Raw genomic sequence first — 19,763 nt, 5'->3', positions numbered from 1 at the left:
CGTCGGCTGCCCTCACGGTTGGTCGTTCTTCACTTTGAGCTGCGCCGCGTGGGTGCGACCATGGGCGATGGTCTATCAATCGCGAAGGGAACATGTTTACCGAACGCCGCATCGAGCGTCACCAACTGCCGTGCTATCTGAAAGTCTTCAACCGTTATACGGGTCAGCCCATCGGATTCCTGGGTAATGTCGACGAAGAAGGAATGATGCTGATCAGCAACCTGCCATTGCTGGTCGGCCCGGATTTCGAGCTGCAGATCAAACTGCCCGACCAGGTCATCAACCTGAGCGCCGCGTGCCTGTGGTGCCACGAAGACGTGACGCCGGGCCACTACGATTCCGGTTTTCAGCTGCTGCATGCCAATGCCGAATACGAGCAGTTGGTGGTCGCGCTGCGGGACTACTTCAGCTTCCCGATGAACGAATCTGCCTGACCCGATCCCTGCCTGGTGCGGTGCACCAGAGCGGGCGCGGCCTTGCGGCCACTGCTACAAGGTTCGCGTTCAAAGTGTTCCCGCTTTTTTCCAGCTCAGGTAGCGGGTCACCAGTTGCGCGCCCAACTCCCCCGGCCGTGCGTCGAGCACGGGTACGCCATGGGCGCTCAAGCGTTCGTGCAGTTGCGCGCGGGCGTTGAGGTAGTCGATGGTGCCGCAGTAGCTCAGGGCCTGCTGCCAGGTTTGCACCGGGCTTTGGCGCAGTTCATCCAGCACTTCTTCGCGCAGGCTGGCGATCAGCACCCGGTGGCGACGGCTGATGCGCTTGATCGCCCCCAGCAGTTGGTCGTCATCCTCATCCCGCAGGTTGGTGACCAGCACCACCAGGGCACGGCGGTTCTGGCGTGCCAACAGGTGCTCGGCCGCCGCCGCGTAGTCGGCCGGGCGTTGGCTGCTTTCCAGGTCGTAGACCGCATTGAGCAGAACGTTCAGTTGGGCCGGGCCTTTCACTGGGGGCAGGTAGCGCGCCTGGTTGCTGGCGAAGGTGGCCAGCCCCACCGCGTCACCCTGGCGCAACGCTACGTAGCTCAGCAGCAGGCAGGCGTTGAGCGCATGGTCCAGGTGCGCCAGGTCGCCATCCTGGCTGCGCATGCTGCGGCCACAGTCGAGCAGAAAGATGATCTGCTGGTCGCGTTCTTCCTGGTATTCCCGGGTAATGGGCATGCGCTGGCGGGCCGTGGCTTTCCAGTCGATCTGGCGCAGGCTGTCGCCCTCGCGAAACTCGCGCAACTGGTTGAATTCCAGCCCCTGGCCCCGGCGGGGGCGCTGGCGCACACCCATCTGGCTCAGCCAGCTATCCACCGCCAGCAGGCGCGCGCCATATAGCCGGGCGAAGTCCGGGTACACCCGGGCGCTGTCCTCCAGTTCACTGAAGCGGCGCTGGCGCCATAACCCCATGGGGCTGGGCACCAGCCATTCCAACCGCTGCCATTGGAAGAGGCCCCGGCGCAGCGGGCGCAGGCGGTACCCCAGTTGGCTGTCCTGGCCCGGTTGCAGCTCGATGCTTTGCGGCAGGTCGTCAAACCCCAGGCCGTCTGGCACATGGTCGAACAGTTGCAGGTTGAGGGGGCGAGGGTAGCGGTGGGTGATGTCCAGCCGGACCTCACTCCAGCGCCCCAGCGGCAGGCTCCCGGGCACGTGGCGGCGCACGTGCGGGGACGGCAGGCGATAGACGCGCCAGGCGTCGAGCATTCCCAGCAGTACCAATGCCAGCAGCATGCCCCAGGCGATGGCATGCAGGGCCGGCGGCAGGGCGATGCCCAAGGCATCGGCGCTGCCCAGCAGCAGGTTGCTGGCCAACAGCGCGCCAAGCCAGCCCAGCATCAACCGCGACGGTTTGATCACAGGCGCGGCGCCGGGACCTGGTCGAGTACCTGGCGCAACACCTGGTCCACGGACAGCCCTTCGATATCCAGCTCCGGCGCCAGGCGCACGCGGTGGCGCAGCACGGCCAGCGCGCAGCCCTTGATGTCATCGGGAACCACGAACTCGCCGCCCCGCAGCAATGCCCGGGCCCGGCCACCGCGTACCAGGGCAATGGACGCCCGTGGCCCGGCGCCCACCGACAGGCCCGGCCAGGTGCGGGTCGCGCGGGCCAGGCGCACGGCATAGTCCAGCACCTGGTCGTCAGCGGGCAGCTCACCGGCAATGCGCTGCAGGGCGACCACGTCCTTGGCCTGCAAGAGGGTGCGAAGCGGTTGCACGTCGAGCATGTCGGCGCGCACCGAGCGGCTCACCTGGCGCACCATCTCCAGTTCCTGTTCGGCTTCGGGGTAGTCCAGGCGCAGCTTGAGCATGAAGCGGTCCAGCTCGGCCTCGGGCAGCGGGTAGGTACCTTCCTGTTCCAGCGGGTTCTGGGTGGCCAGTACCATGAACGGTTGTCCGATGGGCAGGGCACGGCCCTCCAGGGTGACCTGGCGCTCCTGCATGGCTTCCAGCAGTGCGGCCTGGGTCTTGGCCGGGGCGCGGTTGATCTCGTCGGCCAGCAGCAGGTGGGTGAACAGCGGGCCCTTGCGCAGCTTGAACTGCTCGGTCTGCATGTCATACACGGCATGGCCGGTGACGTCGCTGGGCATCAGGTCAGGGGTAAACTGGATGCGTGTGAAGTCGCCCCCGAAGCAGCGCGCCAGGGCGCGCACCAACAGGGTCTTGCCCAGCCCGGGCACGCCCTCGAGCAGCACATGGCCACCGGCGATGAGCGCGGTGAGCACGTCCTCGATCACCGCCGCCTGGCCGATCACAGCCTTGCCCAGTTCGTTGCGCAGGGCCTGGGCCAGGAGGCTGGCGCGGTGTCGCTGCTGCGCCAGGTGTGCCGGGCTCGGGCTGGCCGCTGGCGCGGCAGCGGCACCGGATTCGTCGGGCACTTCGTGGGTCGGGTCGCTCATAGGGCATTCCTGAGAGTTTGCAGGTGGGCCACCTGGCGGCTGAATTCGGCCGCGCCGAGGCGTTGTTTCAGCGGCGGGCGCAAGGCCTGGCCGATGGCGGCGGTGGGCTGGCGAGTCAGGCGCGACAGCACCTGCCACTGTTCAGCCACGGCCAGGCGTTCGAAACCGGGATGGCGCCGGCGGGCGCGGCGCAGGATGTCCTGTTGCAGGCCGCGCAGCAGGGTAGCCTGGCCAGCGTTGCGCAGCAGGAAGGCGGCGGTGGCGCGCAGGTGCTCGCGCAACTGCCGGCGGGCCAGCGAAGGCGGCGCTTGCAGCGGCCCCTGGCGGACTGCCAGGTGCCACACACCAAGTGCCAACAGCAGGGCCAGGCAGACCAGGGCTTGCGGATAATGGCGCCACAGCAAAGTGGCCAGGCTGTCGCGGTCTTGGCGGAACACCAGGCTGACGTCGGTGCCCTGGTTCAGGTACCACAGCAGCCAGGCATTGTCGTAGCGGCGGATGGCAGCGTTGGTCCACAGGTCGGCATCGGTGACCACGGTGATCAGGCCGGCGCCGTACTTGAGCTGCATCAGGTGCGTGGCATTGCTGCTGTTGGCCCAGGACTGGGCCTTGTTGGCCGGGTCTTCGAGGTGGAAGTCCGGGGCAAAGCTGAAATAGGCCGGCGCCGTCTCGTTTTCCAGGTAGAGCTTGGTCAATTGCGGGTACTTGTCAGGCTGGTTCTCGGGCAGCGGCGGCAGGTCCTTGGCCAGAAACTGGTGCAGTTGCAGGCGGTCGAGCAAGAGGTCGCCGCTCATGGCCTTGTCCTCGTTCCACAAGGCCTGGGCCACGAACAGCAGGCGCCCGCCGGCGCGTACCCATGCCAGCAACTCTTCGGTCTGGCGCGCCCCCATTCTCTGACGGTCGCCCAGCAGCAAAAGACTGTGCCCCTGCGGCGGCAGCTGCGCGAGGCTGTCCAGGCTGTTGAGGGTGCCGACCTTCAGGCCGCGGTGGCGCAGGAAGATCTCGGCCGCCAGCCATGGGTTGCCGCGGGCTTCGGGCGACGGGCCATGCTCGATCACTTCGTCATAGGGGTGCAGATGGCGCGCAACATAAAAGCCACCGGCACCCAACAGGAGCACCAGCACGATGCCGATCAGCCAGTAACCGCTACGGTTCATGGCCGGCTCCCCGGTACGCCGAACAACGTGCGCCAGTCATTGCACAATTGCATGGCCAGTGCCTGGGCCGGTAGTTGGTGGCCGTAGGCAAGGGCCTGCCAGTGGCGGGTCAACACCTGGCTGAAGGCTTCCAGTGCCGGGTCGTGCAGCGCCGCGACCTTGGCCAGTACCTGGCCTTCGGTGTCCGATTCCTGAAGGGGCAGGCGGTAGTCGTTCAGCAAGCGGCTGAGCAGGCCACGGTAGAGCAGGCCCAACGCCTCGCGCGGGTTGTCGGCCCAGAGCTGCTGGGCGTGGCTGGCGATATCATCGGGCAAGCTGTGGGCGCTGACCGCCAGGCCCCAGAGCTGCACCGGCGCCTCGGGGCGGTAAGCGGGGGGGCGGGCGCGGCGGTTGACGAAGGTGCGCAGCCAACTGCGGTAGCGCCAGATGACCAGGGCGACCAACGCCAGTACCGCGCCCCACAGCAGCGCCTCCATGCCACGGGCCAGGGCCTTGAGCCAGGGTTGTTCCAGAAGAGCAGTGAGGTTGGCGGGCTTGGCGGGTTTGTCCTCGGGCTGGTCCAGGCGCCAGCGGTGCAGGGTTTCCTTGTTGCTGAAGGGCGGCTGTTCGAGGATGGCCTTGATGTCCTGGCGTGATGCCTGGCTGGTCAGCGGCTGGTGGACCAGGCGCGCGCCGTCGAATGGTGCGGCGGTCTCGGCGGCCTTGCTGTCCGGCGCCAGGCCTGTCAGCCCGATCGCCACGACCAGTAAAAGCGGTGCGGCGCCGCTCAGGCGCTGGCGCAGGCTACGCAGCACCAGTTCCAGGTCCCAGGCTTCCAGCTCGGTACGGCGGTTCAGGTACAGGGTGAAGCCGCAGGCCACATAGAGGGGTTCCCAGAACACCAGCACCAGGGCGTAGAAGGCGTTGGTCAGGTGCTCAACCCATAGCCACTGGCCGTTGGCCGCCTCAATCAGTCGACGCCAGCTCCAGTCCACTTCCAGTTGGTGCGGCACCATCAGGTAGAACAGGGTCGTGGCACCTATCCACAGCGCGCCCTCCAGGTGCACGCCCGCCAGGGTCAGCCAGCGCGCCGTGGTGCCGCTGCCCTGGCGCAGCATGGCCAGGCGGCGCTGGCGGTCGGGGCCGGCCAGGCCTTCCAACTGTTGCACGGGCAGGTTGAAGCTGCGGCTCAGGCTCAACCGGCGCCACAGCAGGCTGGGCAGCAGTTGCACCCGCAGCAGCCGGGGCCATTGGCGCAGGGCCTGGCCAAGGCTGGGTGGCTCGTCGAACACGGCCTGGGAAAGAATGTACAGGGGTAGCCGCTCGAACGCCGGCTTCAGCCACCAGAACAGGAACATCGCGAGGGACGGCGAGTGCCAGCACAGCCAGGTCAGCAGGGCGAACACCGGCAGGGTCAGCGCTGCCCAACTGAGCATCAACAGGCGCTGGTGTCGGCGTGCCAGCAAGACGCCCAGGTCCAGGGCCTCCCAGGGCGAACGTGGGCGGATGGCAATACTGGCATCAGTCAGGCGCATGCTGGCGTCCGGCAAGAATCAGGTAGGCCGCCACCAATGCCCACAGTGCGCCGCCCACCAGGTACTTGGCCTGGGGGCTGAATGCTGTCTTGGACGACCAGTAGGCTTCGATGAAGGCGGCGATCAACAGCATGGCGATGACCCCGTAGACCAGTTGGATGGCAATATTCGCCGCTTCGCGCAGCGCCTGGCCACGGCTTTGCCTGCCGGGTGCGACCAAGGCCCAGCCAAGCTTCAACCCGGCGGCGCCAGACAAGGCAATGGCCGTCAACTCGAACGCCCCGTGGCCGATGACGAAGGGCCAGAAGGTCTGCACATAGCCGATCTGGGTCAGATGGCCGGCCACGGCACCGATCATGAGGCCGTTGAACAGCAGGAAGAACAGGCTGCCCACGCCCAGCAGCAAGCCACTGGCGAAGGTCTGGAAGGCAATACCGATATTGTTCATGATGTAGTAGCCGAACATCATCCAGTCCTGGCTTGCCAGGCGTTCGCCGCCGGGCCCCAGGCGGCTCTGGTCGGGGTCGTACATGGCCTCTGCCTGCGCGACCTGGTGGGGGTCCATGATGCTGTAGACAAGGTCCGGAAAGCCGTATACCAGCAAGCCGGTTAGCAGCAGGCTGCCAAACAGCAGCAGACCGGCCAGGGCGACGAACCGCCACTGCTGGCGTACCAGCCGGGGAAAACCGGCGAGCACGAACACCAGGATACTGGCGCCCACCGGCTGGCGGCGCCGGTACAGTTGCTGGTGGCCGCGCAGAGCCAGCTGCTGGAGGCTGTCCACCAGGTGGCTGCTGTAGCCGCGCGCCTGGGCCAGGGCCAGGTGCTGGCAGAGCCGACGGTAGTCATGGGCGAAGGTTTCACTGGCCTCGGGGCGCGACTTGCCGTTCTCCAGAAGCACCACCAGGTGCTCGAACGACAGCCATTGGGGTTGATGCAGGCGCTCGAACTGACTCTGTTTCATGCAGGCCCCAGCAGCCCGCGGGCTATACCATTGATGCGCGCCATGGCCATGCCCCGGGTTACCCCCAGTGCCGGGGCGGCGATGCCGGCCAGCTCCGCCAGGCGTTCGGCGGACAGTTCGTCCTGGCGTTCGGCCAGGCTCAGCAGGGCGCGCTGTTCCACCAGGGTCAGGGCAAAGGGCGGGTCGATGGGCTCGGCCGCTGGCAGCCGTGGGCGTTGATGCGGCAAGTCTCGGTAGACCACCAGGGTACCGGCCGCCAGGTCACCCAGACGCTTGAACGCCGGGTGTTGCAGGCAACTGATGGCGCCCAGGCAGTAGCCGAAGGGCAGCATGTCGGCGAACCGCAGCAGGTTGCGCAGCAGGGAGGAGGACCAGCCTACCGGTGTGCCGTCGTCGGCCACCACGCGCAGGCCCATGGCCTGTTTACCCGGCGAGCGCCCCTGGTTGAGTACCTCGAACAGCACCATGTACCACCAGTTCACCAGGAACAGCAGGATCGCCGCCAGGCCCATGCCCAGGCGGCCCAGCCACACCAGCAGCATGAACAGGCCGCCCAGCAGCAGCCCGCGCAGGCCAAGGTCGATAGCGAAGGCCAGGCTGCGCACCACCAGGCCTGCGGGGCGCAGGTTCAGGTCGATGCCTTCGGGGGTTTCGATCTGGTAGCGGGTGTCCACTGGCGGGACCAGCACTGCATTCCGTCGCGTCGCTGAGGTCTGGGGCATGGATGCCTTGGTGGGGGCTGAAAGATAAAAGCTGTCTGGCGATCCTAGCCACCCCAGGGGCTTGAAGCAACCTGACATTAATCTGCTGTTCCGCAACGGCGCTCATGGCTGGTCGTGGAAGCATACAACGCCTAGACTTTGCCGACTTTGTACACAGGACCACCCCGTGACTTCCAGCATCTTCTGGTACGACTACGAAACCACCGGCATCAACCCGCGCAATGACCGGGCCTTGCAGGTCGCCGGTATTCGCACCGATGCCAACCTCAATGAAATCGAAGAACCCATCAACCTGTATTGCCAGCCCAGCGACGATATCCTGCCGCACCCGGCAGCGTGCGTGATCACTGGTATAACCCCCCAGCGCCTGGCCGAACGTGGCCTGTGCGAGGCCGAATTCATGACGCGGGTAAACGCCCAGATGGCGCGTCCCGAAACATGCAGTGCCGGGTATAACACCCTGCGCTTTGACGACGAAGTCACGCGCTACAGCCTGTATCGCAACTTTTTCGACCCCTATGCCCGGGAATGGCAGGGTGGCAACAGCCGCTGGGACTTGATCGACGTGGTCCGTGCTGCCTATGCCCTGCGCCCTGATGGCATTGTCTGGCCGCAAGTGGATGGCCGGGTCAGCATGAAGCTTGAATTGTTGACGGCGGCCAACGGCATTGATCACGGCCAGGCCCACGATGCACTGTCTGATGTGCGTGCCACCATTGCCCTTGCACGGCTGATTCGTGAACGCCAGCCCAAACTGTATAACTGGTTATACCAGGCACGCAGCAAGCAGAAAGTAATGGATCAGATCCGCTTATTGCAGCCGCTGGTGCATATCTCCGGGCGCTTTTCTGCCGAACGCAATTACCTGGGTGTGGTATTGCCATTGGCCTGGCACCCGCGTAATCGAAACGCACTGATTGTGTGCGACCTGCATGGCGACCCTCAGCCCCTGCTGGACGAAAATGCAGAAGTGTTGCGTCAGCGTTTGTATTGCCGCCGTGATGAGTTGCCCGATGGGCAATTACCGGTGCCATTGAAGCTGATTCACGTCAACCGCTGTCCGGTGCTCGCACCGCTTGGCGTAGTCCGTGATGAGGATCGCGAACGTTTACAGTTGGACATGAATCTTTATCGGCAGCGGGCGGAGCAGCTGAGCCAGGCGCAGCATGTATGGCAGGATAAATTGCCTTTGCTCTACGCTGAGGAGGCCTTTGCCGAGGTGAGTGACCCTGAACAACAGTTATACGGCGGCTTTATCGGCGACCGTGATCGTCGGTTGTGTGAGCAGGTTCGCACTCTGGACCCACAACAGTTGGCCACGCAGACGTGGATGTTCGATGACGAGCGTTTGCCTGAGTTATTGTTTCGCTATCGCGCACGTAACTTTCCGGATACGTTGAACGATGAGGAGCGCGCAGCCTGGCTGCACTTCTGCCAGCAACGCCTGACGGACGAGGCGTGGGGTGCCCCGAATACGCTGGCCGGTTTCGCCGAGGCATTGTTGCCCTGGCAGGCCAACGCGACGCCTGCGCAGCTGCAAGTACTGGCACAGTGGCAGGCCCATGTGGAGCAACTGCGCCAGCGGTTGGCTATATAACGTTTCCCGCGCGCATAAAAAAACGCCGGCATCACGCCGGCGTTTTTCTTGATGGGTTGACAGGGCCGGGGCCGAATCAATCAGCCCAGCAGAGTTGCCCAACCTTCAACCACATCGCCGCCCCACTTGGCTTTCCACTCTTTCAGGGTCTTGTGGTTGCCGCCTTTGGTTTCGATGACTTCACCGTTGTGCGGGTTTTTGTACTGCTTAACTTTACGAGCACGCTTGGTGCCGGTGGTTTTTACAGCGCCACCGCGTGGGGCTTTGTTCAGCTTGGCTTCAGGATCCAGCAGGGCGATGATGTCGCGCAGGGATTTCTGGTATTCACCCATCAGGGCGCGCAGTTTGCCTTCGAATTCCAGCTCGGTTTGCAGTTTGTCGTCTTGCGACAGGTTCTTCAAACGGGCTTGCAGTTCTTTGATGGCTTCTTCTGTAGCGCGGTATTCGTTGATCAGGGACATGTGCAGGACCTTATGAATGCGGTGTGTCAGGGATACAGTTGGCTCAATAATAGTCATAGCGCTTGTTCAAGTAAACATTAAACCGCCGCACACTGTGTAAATGACGTTAATTTAATCACGAGGGTCGGCCGTGCAGTTAAGTTTGAACGGCGGCGCAGTTGCCCGGTCGGGGATAATGGCACCGCTGCGTAGAGTAGCCATGAGCCATTACCCCTGATCGCGGTAGGGGATTGAAGCGTGGGGCCCGCGCAGCGCGCAAGGAATACTGCAGTTTTGCTGAACAAACGCTAGAATAGCCGCCTTTGCGAAGTCTTGGAGTTTCCCCACATGCGCACTTTTCGGCTGGTTATCGCTTGCCCGGACCGCGTTGGCATTGTCGCCAAAGTCAGTAATTTCCTGGCTTCCCATAACGGCTGGATCAATGAGGCCAGTCACCACTCCGATGACCAGAGTGGCTGGTTCTTCATGCGCCATGAAATCCGCGCCGACACCCTGCCATTTGGTATCGAAGCATTTCGCGAGGCCTTCGCGCCCATCGCCGAAGAGTTTTCCATGGTGTGGCGCATTACCGACACGGAACAGAAGAAACGCGTGGTGCTGATGGCCAGCCGCGAGTCTCATTGCCTGGCTGACTTGTTGCACCGCTGGCACAGCGACGAGCTGGACTGCGAGATCGCCTGCGTGATCTCCAACCATGATGACCTGCGCAGCATGGTCGAGTGGCATGGCATTCCCTATTTCCATGTGCCCGTTGACCCGAAGGACAAGCAGCCGGCGTTCGCCGAAGTGTCGCGCCTGGTCGACCAGCATCAGGCTGACGTGGTGGTGCTGGCACGCTACATGCAGATCCTGCCGCCGCAGATCTGCCAGGCTTACGCGGGCAAGGTCATCAACATTCACCACAGCTTCCTGCCTTCGTTCGTGGGGGCCAAGCCGTACCACCAGGCGTCCATGCGCGGCGTGAAGCTCATCGGCGCCACGTGTCACTACGTGACCGAAGAACTCGATGCCGGGCCTATCATCGAACAGGACGTGGTGCGCGTGAGCCACAGCGACAGCATCGAAGACATGGTGCGCTTCGGCCGCGACGTGGAAAAAATGGTGCTGGCCCGCGGGTTGCGCTACCACCTGGAAGACCGCGTGCTGGTGCACGGCAACAAGACTGTCGTGTTCAACTGACCCATGGAGCGGCGGGTGATGAGCGATCCACGCGACAAAGCCGCCGTCACCCCGCCGCCCACGGTGGGCGAGGGCTGCCTGAGCCGGTATGACCCGGATGCGCTCAGCGACGAGGATGGGACGGATTTTCCCGGGGCTGAGCAGTTGTGGGAAGAAACCCACCCGCAGGATCCGCAGGCTTGATTCACGCAGCGCCCTTCCCGAGCTTCGCCCGGCCCCTCGCGTCGGCGAAGGCCATCGCTGGACCGGGCGAAGCTTGGGAACGGCGTCCTACAGCGCACCCTTGAGCTTGTGCAACAGAGGCCGGCCCAGCATCAGCACGAATACCGGCCCCCCCGCCACCAGGTAGAAGTAGTAAGTCACTACCCGCCAGATCAGAATCGCCGCGGCCGCCGTCGATTTGCCCACCATGGGCGCCAGCAGCGCCGCAGAAGTCAATTCCGCCGCGCCCGCGCCGCCAGGCAACAGGCTGAACTGCCCTGCACTGAGCGACAGCATCTGGATCAGAAACGTCCATGCCCAGTCCACTTGCGCGCCCAGCCCGAGCAACGCCAGGTACAGCACGCTGTAACGCACGGCCCAGTGCAGGCACGTGAGGGCGAATACCTTGACCAGCGTCGGCCGGGGCAGCTTGAATGTGTCGCTGAAGGCTTCGAGAAAATGCAGCAGCTTGCGCGCCCAGCGTCGCCGCTTGCCCGCATTCACCCCCACAAGCCGCAGTAACCGGCCATTGAAGCGCAACACCTGCCGGTGCCAACGCACCACTGCCACCCCCAGGGCCAGGCCCCCGAACATCAGCAGGGCGCTGAGGGTCAGCAGCCATTGAAGGCTGTGGTTGAGGTGGTGAAAGAGTGCGTAGAAGAATATCGCGCCCAAGGCACAGAGAAAAAACGCCAGGTCGCTCAACTGGTCCATGGCAAACACCGCGCTGGCCTGTGCCGGCCTGAGCCCATGGCGGCCCAGCAATGCCAGTAGCGTCAGTGGCCCACCGCTGCCGCCCGGCGTGGCGCAGATAGCGAACTCGGTGGCCATCACGGTACCCAGGCAGCGTCGGCCTGTCAGCCGGCCGGCCAGGGCGCCCAGCAACAGGCGCAAGCGCAAGGCGTTGATGCACCAGCACAGGCCAATCATGGCCAGCATCACTGGCCACAAGGGAGCGGGGAAGCGTTGCAGGCGAGCCAGCATCTCGGGACCCCCCAGCCACAGCGGGATCAGCACCGCCAACAGCAGCGCTGCCGCCAGCCACAGCCAGCGCTTCATGCAGCCCGGCGCTGTTGAGCCTGATGCTGCAGCCAGGCGAACTTGGTCATGGGCACGCGCCCTTGTTCCAACAGGCTAACGAGGGTCTGCAACCAGTAATCGCGGGAGTAGCCATGGCGCATGTCCACCGGGTGCAACCCCAGGCGAATGCACGGGGCCTGCTGCCATTGTTGCTGGCGCCAGTCGCTGATGACTTTGGACAGGCCTCGGCGCCACGCGCTGCGGGCGCTCCAGACTAGGCCCGGGGCCGATACCTGGGCAAAGTCCGGTAGCCGGTACAGGTGCTGAGGGTCGCTGGTGTAGGCCAGGGGCAAGCGTTTCAAAGCCTGGCGAGTGCCTTCGCTCATCAGCCAGGCAGGGGCCACGAACCCGTGCACCGGCCAGTCGTTGCGGGCGAACACATCAAGGCCCGCTTCCAGGCGGGTCTGCGCGTCAGCTTCCGACAAACCGTAGAATTCGCCTTCCCAGGTGTACACCCGGCGCATGAAGTAGTCCCGCGGGGTGTGGGGTATCGGGCCGTCATCGGCGTGGTAAAAACCATGCAGGGCCAGTTCGTCGCCGCGCGCCAGGCGCAGGTCCATCATGCGCCGGAAGGCCGGAAAGTTGTGCACATGGTTGTGGTGGTGGAAGTCCGGAACCACCAATAACGTCATGGGCACATCGCCCAGTGCGTCCACGGCATCGACGAAGGGTTTGTAGTCTTCCCAGCTCTGTGGGGACACGTCATGCAGTACCAGCATCACTTCAGCCATGGCGGGCCACCTTGTGGGCGCTGGTGCCAAGCACCGCGCGGTAGTGTTCCAGCAAACCGGTGACCACGGTGTCCCAGGCGTAATGCTGCTCAGCGTGCAAGCGGGCGCGGACGCCAAGGTCGGCGGGGGCCTGGGTGAACAGTTCGCGCACCGCATCGGCCATGGCCACGGGGTCGTTGGGGCGGCACAGCAGGCCGCAGTCCGGGTGCACGATTTCGCTGAAAGCCCCGGCGTTGACGGCCACCACCGGGATACCGCTGGCCATGGCTTCCAGAATCACCAGGCCGAAGGTTTCCTGGTCGCCGGCATGCACCAGGGCATCGGCGCTGGCCAGCAGCCTTGCCAGCTCGTGAGCTGGGCGGAACTGCTCGTATACGCTGACGTTGCGCGGCACATTGGCCGGCATGTGCGAACCTACCAGCAGCAAATGGTATTTGGGCCCCAGGCGCTTCATGCACTGCAACAGCACCGGTAGGTTTTTCTCCTTGGAGCCGCGGCCAGCGAAGATCAGTAGCCGGGTTTCTTCGGGGATGCCCAGCTCCGCCTTGAGCCTGGCGTCCCGCAGGCTGGGGTTGAAAGTCGCCAGGTCCACGCCCAGCCGCTGGACGTGCACATTACCCACGCCCAGGCTGCACAGTTTGTCAGCCATGACCTGGCTGGGGGCCAACACCCGGTCGAAATTGCCGTAGAGCTTGCTCACATAGGCTTCGACATTGGGGGTAAACCAGTTGCCCATGCGGTTGCTGACCAGCAGCGGCAGGTCGGAGTGATAAAAACCAATCACCGGTACATCCAGCTGCCGGCGTGCATCCAGTGCGGCCCAGGCGGTGAGGTAGGGGTCGCCGACTTCGATCAGGTCGGGCTGCAGGTCCTTGAGCACATTGCGCCAGGGAGCCAGGCGCAGCGGGAAGCGGTAACCGTTGCCAAAGGGCAGGGCCGGGGCTGGAACCTGGTAGACGCCGTTGTCTTCGTTCAGCGCCGGCCCGGGAATCAAGAGGCTGTGGCGTACACCGGGCGTCAGCTTCAGGCGCCGGTGTTTGGCATCAAGATAGGTTCTCACGCCACCACTGGCTGGGGCGTAGAACATGGTGATGTCAGCGATATGCACGATCGGTATCCCTGCGCAGTGTCATTCCCTAAGGTTGACCGCTGCCAGGGACAGTTGTTCGATCCAATCGCGCCCGGTGGGCAAGGGCGCGGTTGGCGGGGGTCAGATGCGGAAGCTGCCTACCAGTTGCTTGAGGCGCGCGGCCTGCTGTTCCAGGTCGGAGCAGGCCCGCAGGGTGGACTGCAGGTTCTCGATACCTTCCTGGTTCAGGGTGTTGATCTCGTTGATGTCCATGTTGATCGATTCGACCACGGCAGTCTGCTCCTCGGTGGCGGTGGCCACCGACTGGTTCATGCCGTCGATTTCGCCAATGCGCACGGTGACGCTGCCAAGGCGCTCGCCGGCCTGGTTGGCGATCGAAACGCTGTCTTGGCTGTGGCGCTGGCTTTCACCCATGGTACTGACCGACGCACGGGCGCCTACCTGCAGTTCCTCGATCATGTTCTGCACTTGCTGTGCCGACTCCTGGGTCCGGTGGGCCAGGTTGCGCACTTCGTCAGCCACCACCGCAAAGCCGCGGCCGGCTTCGCCGGCGCGGGCTGCTTCAATGGCCGCGTTCAGCGCCAGCAGGTTGGTCTGCTGGGAAATGCTGGTGATCACCTCGAGAATCTGACCGATGTTCACCGTCTTGTTGTTGAGGGTCTCGATATGGCCGCTGGAGGTGCTGATCAGGTCTGACAGGCGGTTCATGGCCTGAATACTGTTATCCACCACTTGCTGGCCTTCCTCGGCCAGGCGCCGGGCGCTGGTGGCCTGTTGCGAAGCCTGCGCCGCGTTGTGGGCGATTTCCTGGGCGGCGGCGCCCAGCTGGTTGATGGCCGCGGCCACGCTGTTGGTGCGGTTGGCCTGTTCGTCGGAGTTGAGCATCGATGAATTGGAGGCTGCCACCACGCGCAGGGCCACTTCGTTGACCTGTTCGGTGGCCGAAGACACTTCGCGGATCGAGCCGTGGACACGCTCTACGAAGCGGTTGAAGGCTCGGCCCAGCAGGCCGAACTCGTCGTGGCTGTGGATCTGCAGGCGGCGGGTCAGGTCGCCTTCACCTTCGGCGATATTTTCCATGGCCCGGATCATGGTGTTCAGCGGGCCCATCAGCACGCGCATCAGCATGCCCAGCAAGGCGATGATGATGACCACGGCAACGACAGTGGCGATGAAGGCCGAGGCGCGGAATTGGCTGAGGGCAGCGTAGGCTTTTTCCCGGTCCACGGAGAGCCCGATGTACCAGTTCACCGAAGGCAGGCCTTTGACCTGGGCGAACGTGACAATGCGGGTCTTGCCGCCGATCTGCACTTCATGCAGCTTGTCATCGATCACCAGGTTGGCGTCGGGTGCCATGTCCTTGAGGGTTTTCATGACCAGGTCGCGGTCAGGATGGACCAGGATCTTGCCGTCGGCGCTGACCAGGAAGGCGTGGCCCATGCCGCCGAAGTCCAGCGAGCGGATGATCTTGTCCATGGTGTCCAGGCTCAGGTCGCCCCCCACCACGCCCAGGTTGGTGTTGCCTTTATTGGCCGCCTGCACGATGGAAATCACCAGCTTGCCGGTGCTCATGTCGATGTAGGGCTCGGTCAGGAAGGCACCGTTGGTCGCCAGGCCACTTTTGTACCAAGGGCGCACGCGTGGGTCATAACCTGCCGGCATGGTGGTCACCGGCTTGTTGTAGAAGTGCCCTTCGGGGTCGCCCAGGTAGATATTCAGGAAGTTGTTGAGCAGCGTCGGCTGTTCCAGCACATGGTAGACATTGGCAGGGTCCGGGTTGAGCTGGATGTTTTCAACGACGTTCTGCACCAGCAGGATACGCCCGCCCAGCCACGTACTGATGTTGGTCGACGTCACGTCGCCCATTTCGTGGAGGTAACTCTCCAGGTTCTGGCGAATGGCATTGCGCTGAAGGTAATCGTTGTACAGGGTGAACAGCGCAAAAGCGGCCATCACGATCAGGGAGGCCGCGATGAGAATCTTGTGGCTGAATCTCAGGTTTTTAGTCATGAGGCATACGATCCGCTAAGGTCTAAATCAGGGCAGGGAGAGTTGAGCAAAGCCTTCATCCCTTAAAGGCGGGGGCGAGCTGTTTTTCGATTTGTTGGGACTTGCCTACACGCTATCGACCGGGGCTGGGTAAAACTTGAGCGGGGTGATGAAATGGCGGACATCGCGCAATTGCTTGTCGGGGCTGACCTGGCGGGGCTGCCCGTGGGCCAGCAACTGCGCCTGGCCAACCGTCACGGGCTGATCGCCGGCGCCACCGGTACCGGCAAGACGGTCACTTTGCAGCGGCTGGCCGAGGCGTTCAGCGATGCTGGCGTGGCAGTGTTTGCCGCTGATATCAAGGGTGACCTGTGTGGCCTGGGCGCTGCGGGTGCCCCCAGTGGCAAGGTGGCCGAGCGTATCGCCGGCATGCCCTGGCTGGGCCACCGCCCACAGGCCTTCCCGGTGACGTTGTGGGATGTGCAGGGGCACAGTGGCCACCCGTTGCGCACCACGCTCAGCGAAATGGGCCCGCTGTTGCTTGGCAGCCTGCTTGAGTTGACCGATAGCCAGCAAGCGGCCCTTTACGCCGCGTTCAAGGTGGCTGACCGCGAAGGGTTGCTGCTGCTTGACCTCAAAGACCTCAAGGCGTTGCTGGGCTACTTGCGTGACAACCCCGCCGTGCTGGGTGATGACAGCGCGCTGATGACCACCGGTTCCACCCAGGCGCTCCTGCGGCGCCTGGCGACCCTGGAGCAACAGGGCGCCGACGCCTTGTTCGGGGAGCCCGCGTTGCAGTTGGCTGACCTGCTGGCGCCGGCCGCGGATGGGCGCGGCCGCATCCACTTGCTCGACGCCAGCCGCCTGGTGCATGAGGCACCCAAGGTCTATGCCACCTTTCTGTTGTGGTTGCTGGCCGAATTGTTCGAGCAGTTGCCCGAGCGTGGCGACGCCGACAAGCCGTTGCTGGCATTGTTCTTCGACGAAGCGCACCTGTTGTTCGCCGGTACACCCAAAGCCCTGCAAGAGCGCCTTGAACAGGTGGTGCGGCTGATTCGATCCAAGGGCGTCGGGGTGTATTTCGTCACGCAGTCGCCCACGGACCTGCCGGACAACGTGCTGGCGCAACTGGGGTTGCGGGTGCAGCACGGCCTGCGGGCGTTCACCGCCAAAGAGCAGAAAGCCTTGAAGGCGGTGGCCGAGGGTTTCCGGGCCAACCCGGCTTTCGACACCCTGGCGGTATTGACCGAGCTGGGTATTGGCGAAGCGTTGGTGGGGACCTTGCAGGACAAGGGTACCCCGGCCATGGTCCAGCGGGTATTGGTGGCGCCACCGCAATCGCGGATCGGCCCGCTGAGCGAGGCCGAGCGCCAGGCCATCATCGCCGCCTCGCCGCTGGCCGGGCGCTATGACCAGCCCATCGACCGGGAGTCGGCCTACGAAATACTGTTGGCCCGCAAAGCACCGCCCGCTGAGGAAAGCACCGAGCCCGCGCCGGCCGGCACCAGCCTGGCCGACAGGGCCGGCGAACTGCTGGGTGGGGTAGCGGGGCAGGCCATCAAATCGGCCATGCGCCAGGCGGCGAACCAGTTGGGGCGCGAGTTGGTGCGCGGCTTGATGGGGTCGTTGCTGGGGGGCAAGAAGCGGCGTTAGGTCTGGACGCCTTGCGGGGCGCTTTTGGGCTGGAGGTAGGGACAGGCATGAAAAAGGCGCCCGCAGGCGCCTTTTCCGTTGCGGCGGGTATTAACCCACCACTTTCGAGGACAACCAGAACAGCCCGGCCGCCAGCGCCATCGATGCGGGCAGGGTCAGTACCCAGGCCAGCATGATGGTCTTGATGGTGCCGCCCTGCAGGCCGCTCTTGTTCGCGACCATGGTGCCGGCCACGCCCGACGACAGCACGTGCGTGGTCGAAACCGGCAGGCTGAAGACGTTGGCCAGGCCGATGGACAGGGCCGCGGTGATCTGCGCCGACATGCCCTGGGCATAGGTCATGCCCTGCTTGCCGATTTTCTCGCCGATGGTCAGTACCACACGCTTCCAGCCGATCATGGTGCCAAGACCCAACGCCAGCGCCACTGCCACCACGACCCAGAAAGGCGCGTACTCGGTGGTAACGGTCAGGTCCTTGCGTAGTTTCTCCAGGTCGGACTTTTCACGCGAGTCCAGCGCTGGCAACTTGCCTACCTGACGCGCGGTGTCGTCCAGGCACAGCAGGTAGCGGCGCACTTCAATGCGCTTTTCCGGTGCCAGCGAGTGGTAATCCGACACGCCTTGCAAGGTGCCCTGCAAGGCGGCGATGGTCGGTTCGGTCTGCTGTGGTTCACAGCGGAACTGGTCGGGCAGGTCGCCGCTGCGGGCTTTGCCCAGGGCCAGGTATTCGCCCAGGCTGGCTTCGTTGCGCTGGTAGAACTGGCTCAGGTGCAAGGTGGCGTCACGGGTACGCTCGATCTGGTAGGTGGTGCTGCTCAGGTCCAGTACGAACTGCGCCGGGACGATGCCGATCAACACCAGCATGATCAGGCCGATGCCCTTCTGACCGTCGTTGGAGCCGTGCACGAAGCTCACGGCCATGGCCGAGACCACCAGTACCAGGCGGTTCCAGAACGGCGGGTGCTTCTTGGAGTCGGTCTTTTTGCGCTGTTCAGGGGTCTTGTGCATGTTGGACAGCGGCCGCCACCACTTCAGGCCCACGAGGATGAGGCCCGCCAACACAAAACCGACGATGGGGGAGACCACCAGCGACGCGCCGATATCGATCGCTTTCTGCCAGTTGATGCCGTTGGCCAGGGGAATGTGGTTGAGCAGGGCATTGGCCAGGCCCACGCCCAGGATCGAACCGATCAGGGTGTGCGAGCTGGACGACGGAATGCCGAAGTACCAGGTGCCCAGGTTCCACGCGATGGCCGCGGCCAGCAGCGAGAACACCATGGCCAGGCCCTTGCCTGTGTTGACGTTGATCAGCAGCTCGACCGGCAGCAGGTGAACGATGGCATAAGCGACGCCCACACCGCCAAACAGCACGCCCAGGAAGTTGAAGGCACCGGAGAAGAACACGGCCAGGTGAGGCGGCATGGCTTTGGTATAAATGACTGTGGCGACCGCGTTGGCGGTGTCATGAAAGCCATTGATGAACTCGAAAGCCAGGACAAAAGCGAGCGCCAGGAAAAGGCTCACCAGTACCCAGGCGTCGACTCCGTGGAATAAATCAATCATGAAGGTTTTCTGACCCGGTCATAAGGGGGCGCGATTATGCCAGAAAACCCCGGAAATCGATGCCCCGGCAGCCGATCGGTAACAATTTTCAACTATTTGGTCAGGTCGGTCAGGTACTGCCCGCCTGGTGGTTCAGGCGGGTGAAAGCCGCAGAATATCGGGCTTTGGCAGCAAAAACGAAGGTCCGGTGGCCGGTTTTCACCCCCTCAAACGGGCGTATGAAATTTTCCGTCACACCGCTGTCATCAGTCGGCAATGATCGGTTTGACCCTCGGCCACGCCATCAGAGTGCCTTCAGCCCCCTAAGGTTCCTCGCTGTGGAGATCCTTTTCGATTTTCTGCAGTTCCTGGGCAAATGCCTGGTCAAGGAGGCTGGCGCGTTTGCGCCAAGGTTTGCGTTCAGGTTCCGGTTGGGCGGCGTAAGTGGTGACTTCTCCGCCGTAAACTTCCTTGTAACGTTGTTCCTGGCGCTCAAGTTCCACGCGCAGTTCATCTTTCGTCACATTGTTACCTAATGGTTCTTGATCAGTCCGGTGTTGCGCACTGCCAGGCTGGCAGGCGGCCACGTCACCGGAACAGGGGCTGTCGTAGCAACAGTCTGGTTATTGTTCAGCAGAGGCCGGGGCTCGGACGCCCGGCGGGCCGTGCGGCGCAAAACAGGTTGGCCGTGACGGAGTCATGCTCGCCAGTGAACTAAACTGTCACAAGCGTCACGGCTTTTATTATAGCAACCCGTGCGCATAACACTATTGATGCGCGGGGCTGTCCGGGCAACTTTAAGTGTGCATTTTGTTACTGGCCGCGAGCCGTTGCCCGCCGGCGGAAAATCAAAACGGCCTCACCCCGGGGCAAGGCCGTGCCTGAGACTTCTTTGGTGGGTACCTGACCAGTCTCTCCAAGAAGCCACATTGGTGGCAGTAGAAAGGTATAAGCAACCTACCAAATGGTCAATTGCGATTATCGGTCGATGGTTCGATAATCGCC

18 protein-coding genes are annotated in these 19,763 nt (G+C 63.6%); 5 read left to right on the top strand and 13 right to left on the bottom strand.

The annotated features are described in order from the left end of the window. The first annotated feature begins 92 nt into the window (after positions 1-92). Positions 93-434: a PilZ domain-containing protein gene (locus tag QBK88_RS02680; protein ID WP_268148625.1), complete on the top strand. Its 342-nt coding sequence runs from the start codon at positions 93-95 to the stop codon at positions 432-434. 69 nt (positions 435-503) lie between these two features. Here QBK88_RS02680 and QBK88_RS02675 read toward each other — a convergent pair whose 3' ends face one another. The 6 genes from QBK88_RS02675 to QBK88_RS02650 are packed head-to-tail and all read right to left on the bottom strand — an operon-like array spanning position 504 to position 7,235. Continuing rightward, entirely contained in the window at positions 504-1,835 is a 1,332-nt protein-coding gene (locus tag QBK88_RS02675; protein ID WP_277960909.1) for a DUF58 domain-containing protein, read from the bottom strand. Next, positions 1,835-2,878 (bottom strand): AAA family ATPase, encoded by a 1,044-nt coding sequence (locus QBK88_RS02670; RefSeq protein WP_277960812.1) that lies wholly within the window; start codon positions 2,876-2,878, stop codon positions 1,835-1,837. The genes QBK88_RS02675 and QBK88_RS02670 overlap by 1 nt, the downstream gene beginning before the upstream one ends. Continuing rightward, positions 2,875-4,035 (bottom strand): DUF4350 domain-containing protein, encoded by a 1,161-nt coding sequence (locus QBK88_RS02665; RefSeq protein WP_277960811.1) that lies wholly within the window; start codon positions 4,033-4,035, stop codon positions 2,875-2,877. The genes QBK88_RS02670 and QBK88_RS02665 overlap by 4 nt, the downstream gene beginning before the upstream one ends. Beyond that, complete coding sequence (locus QBK88_RS02660; protein ID WP_277960810.1) at positions 4,032-5,549, bottom strand: DUF4129 domain-containing protein; 1,518 nt, start codon at positions 5,547-5,549, stop codon at positions 4,032-4,034. The genes QBK88_RS02665 and QBK88_RS02660 overlap by 4 nt, the downstream gene beginning before the upstream one ends. Further along, entirely contained in the window at positions 5,536-6,513 is a 978-nt protein-coding gene (locus tag QBK88_RS02655; RefSeq protein WP_277960809.1) for a stage II sporulation protein M, read from the bottom strand. The genes QBK88_RS02660 and QBK88_RS02655 overlap by 14 nt, the downstream gene beginning before the upstream one ends. Then, complete coding sequence (locus QBK88_RS02650; protein ID WP_277960808.1) at positions 6,510-7,235, bottom strand: RDD family protein; 726 nt, start codon at positions 7,233-7,235, stop codon at positions 6,510-6,512. The genes QBK88_RS02655 and QBK88_RS02650 overlap by 4 nt, the downstream gene beginning before the upstream one ends. A 166-nt stretch (positions 7,236-7,401) precedes the next feature. On the opposite strand from QBK88_RS02650, the gene sbcB reads away from it, so the two are divergent. Then, complete coding sequence (gene sbcB, locus QBK88_RS02645) at positions 7,402-8,832, top strand: exodeoxyribonuclease I (RefSeq protein WP_277960807.1); 1,431 nt, start codon at positions 7,402-7,404, stop codon at positions 8,830-8,832. Positions 8,833-8,912: 80 nt separating this feature from the next. On the opposite strand, the gene mvaT is transcribed toward sbcB, so the two are convergent. Further along, entirely contained in the window at positions 8,913-9,293 is a 381-nt protein-coding gene (gene mvaT, locus QBK88_RS02640; protein ID WP_268148639.1) for a histone-like nucleoid-structuring protein MvaT, read from the bottom strand. Between the two features lie 327 nt (positions 9,294-9,620). Here mvaT and purU point away from each other — a divergent pair, with 327 nt between their 5' ends. After that, positions 9,621-10,472 carry a formyltetrahydrofolate deformylase gene (gene purU, locus QBK88_RS02635; RefSeq protein ID WP_268148641.1) on the top strand — a complete coding sequence of 284 codons (852 nt, stop codon included), beginning with the start codon at positions 9,621-9,623 and terminating at the stop codon, positions 10,470-10,472. An 18-nt stretch (positions 10,473-10,490) separates the two neighbouring features. Further along, positions 10,491-10,655 carry a hypothetical protein gene (locus tag QBK88_RS02630; protein ID WP_277960806.1) on the top strand — a complete coding sequence of 55 codons (165 nt, stop codon included), beginning with the start codon at positions 10,491-10,493 and terminating at the stop codon, positions 10,653-10,655. Positions 10,656-10,742: 87 nt separating this feature from the next. Here QBK88_RS02630 and QBK88_RS02625 read toward each other — a convergent pair whose 3' ends face one another. From QBK88_RS02625 to QBK88_RS02610, 4 genes are all read right to left on the bottom strand, one after another. After that, positions 10,743-11,732: a lysylphosphatidylglycerol synthase transmembrane domain-containing protein gene (locus tag QBK88_RS02625; RefSeq protein WP_277960805.1), complete on the bottom strand. Its 990-nt coding sequence runs from the start codon at positions 11,730-11,732 to the stop codon at positions 10,743-10,745. Then, positions 11,729-12,484, bottom strand: a complete 756-nt coding sequence (locus QBK88_RS02620) for a polysaccharide deacetylase family protein (RefSeq protein WP_277960804.1) — start codon at positions 12,482-12,484, stop codon at positions 11,729-11,731. Before QBK88_RS02620 ends, QBK88_RS02625 begins: the two co-directional genes overlap by 4 nt. Next, entirely contained in the window at positions 12,477-13,592 is a 1,116-nt protein-coding gene (locus QBK88_RS02615; RefSeq protein ID WP_445764882.1) for a glycosyltransferase family 4 protein, read from the bottom strand. The genes QBK88_RS02620 and QBK88_RS02615 overlap by 8 nt, the downstream gene beginning before the upstream one ends. A 102-nt stretch (positions 13,593-13,694) precedes the next feature. Continuing rightward, positions 13,695-15,584 (bottom strand): methyl-accepting chemotaxis protein, encoded by a 1,890-nt coding sequence (locus QBK88_RS02610; protein ID WP_277960803.1) that lies wholly within the window; start codon positions 15,582-15,584, stop codon positions 13,695-13,697. Between the two features lie 153 nt (positions 15,585-15,737). Between QBK88_RS02610 and QBK88_RS02605 the strand changes: the two genes are divergently transcribed. Continuing rightward, the gene (locus QBK88_RS02605; RefSeq protein WP_277960802.1) at positions 15,738-17,216 is read left to right on the top strand and encodes a helicase HerA-like domain-containing protein; all 1,479 of its coding nucleotides are present in this window, start codon (positions 15,738-15,740) and stop codon (positions 17,214-17,216) included. A 90-nt stretch (positions 17,217-17,306) separates the two neighbouring features. Here the strand turns inward: QBK88_RS02605 and QBK88_RS02600 are convergent, their stop codons facing one another. Then, positions 17,307-18,779 (bottom strand): inorganic phosphate transporter, encoded by a 1,473-nt coding sequence (locus tag QBK88_RS02600; protein ID WP_277960801.1) that lies wholly within the window; start codon positions 18,777-18,779, stop codon positions 17,307-17,309. 302 nt (positions 18,780-19,081) lie between these two features. Continuing rightward, complete coding sequence (locus tag QBK88_RS02595) at positions 19,082-19,282, bottom strand: hypothetical protein (RefSeq protein ID WP_268148652.1); 201 nt, start codon at positions 19,280-19,282, stop codon at positions 19,082-19,084. Positions 19,283-19,763 lie beyond the last annotated feature (481 nt).

This window comes from Pseudomonas sp. RIT-To-2 (assembly GCF_029623465.1).
Classification (GTDB): domain Bacteria; phylum Pseudomonadota; class Gammaproteobacteria; order Pseudomonadales; family Pseudomonadaceae; genus Aquipseudomonas; species Aquipseudomonas silvicola.
The sequence above is the reverse complement of the archived record's forward strand: the minus strand, read 5'-3'. Positions and strand labels throughout refer to the sequence as shown.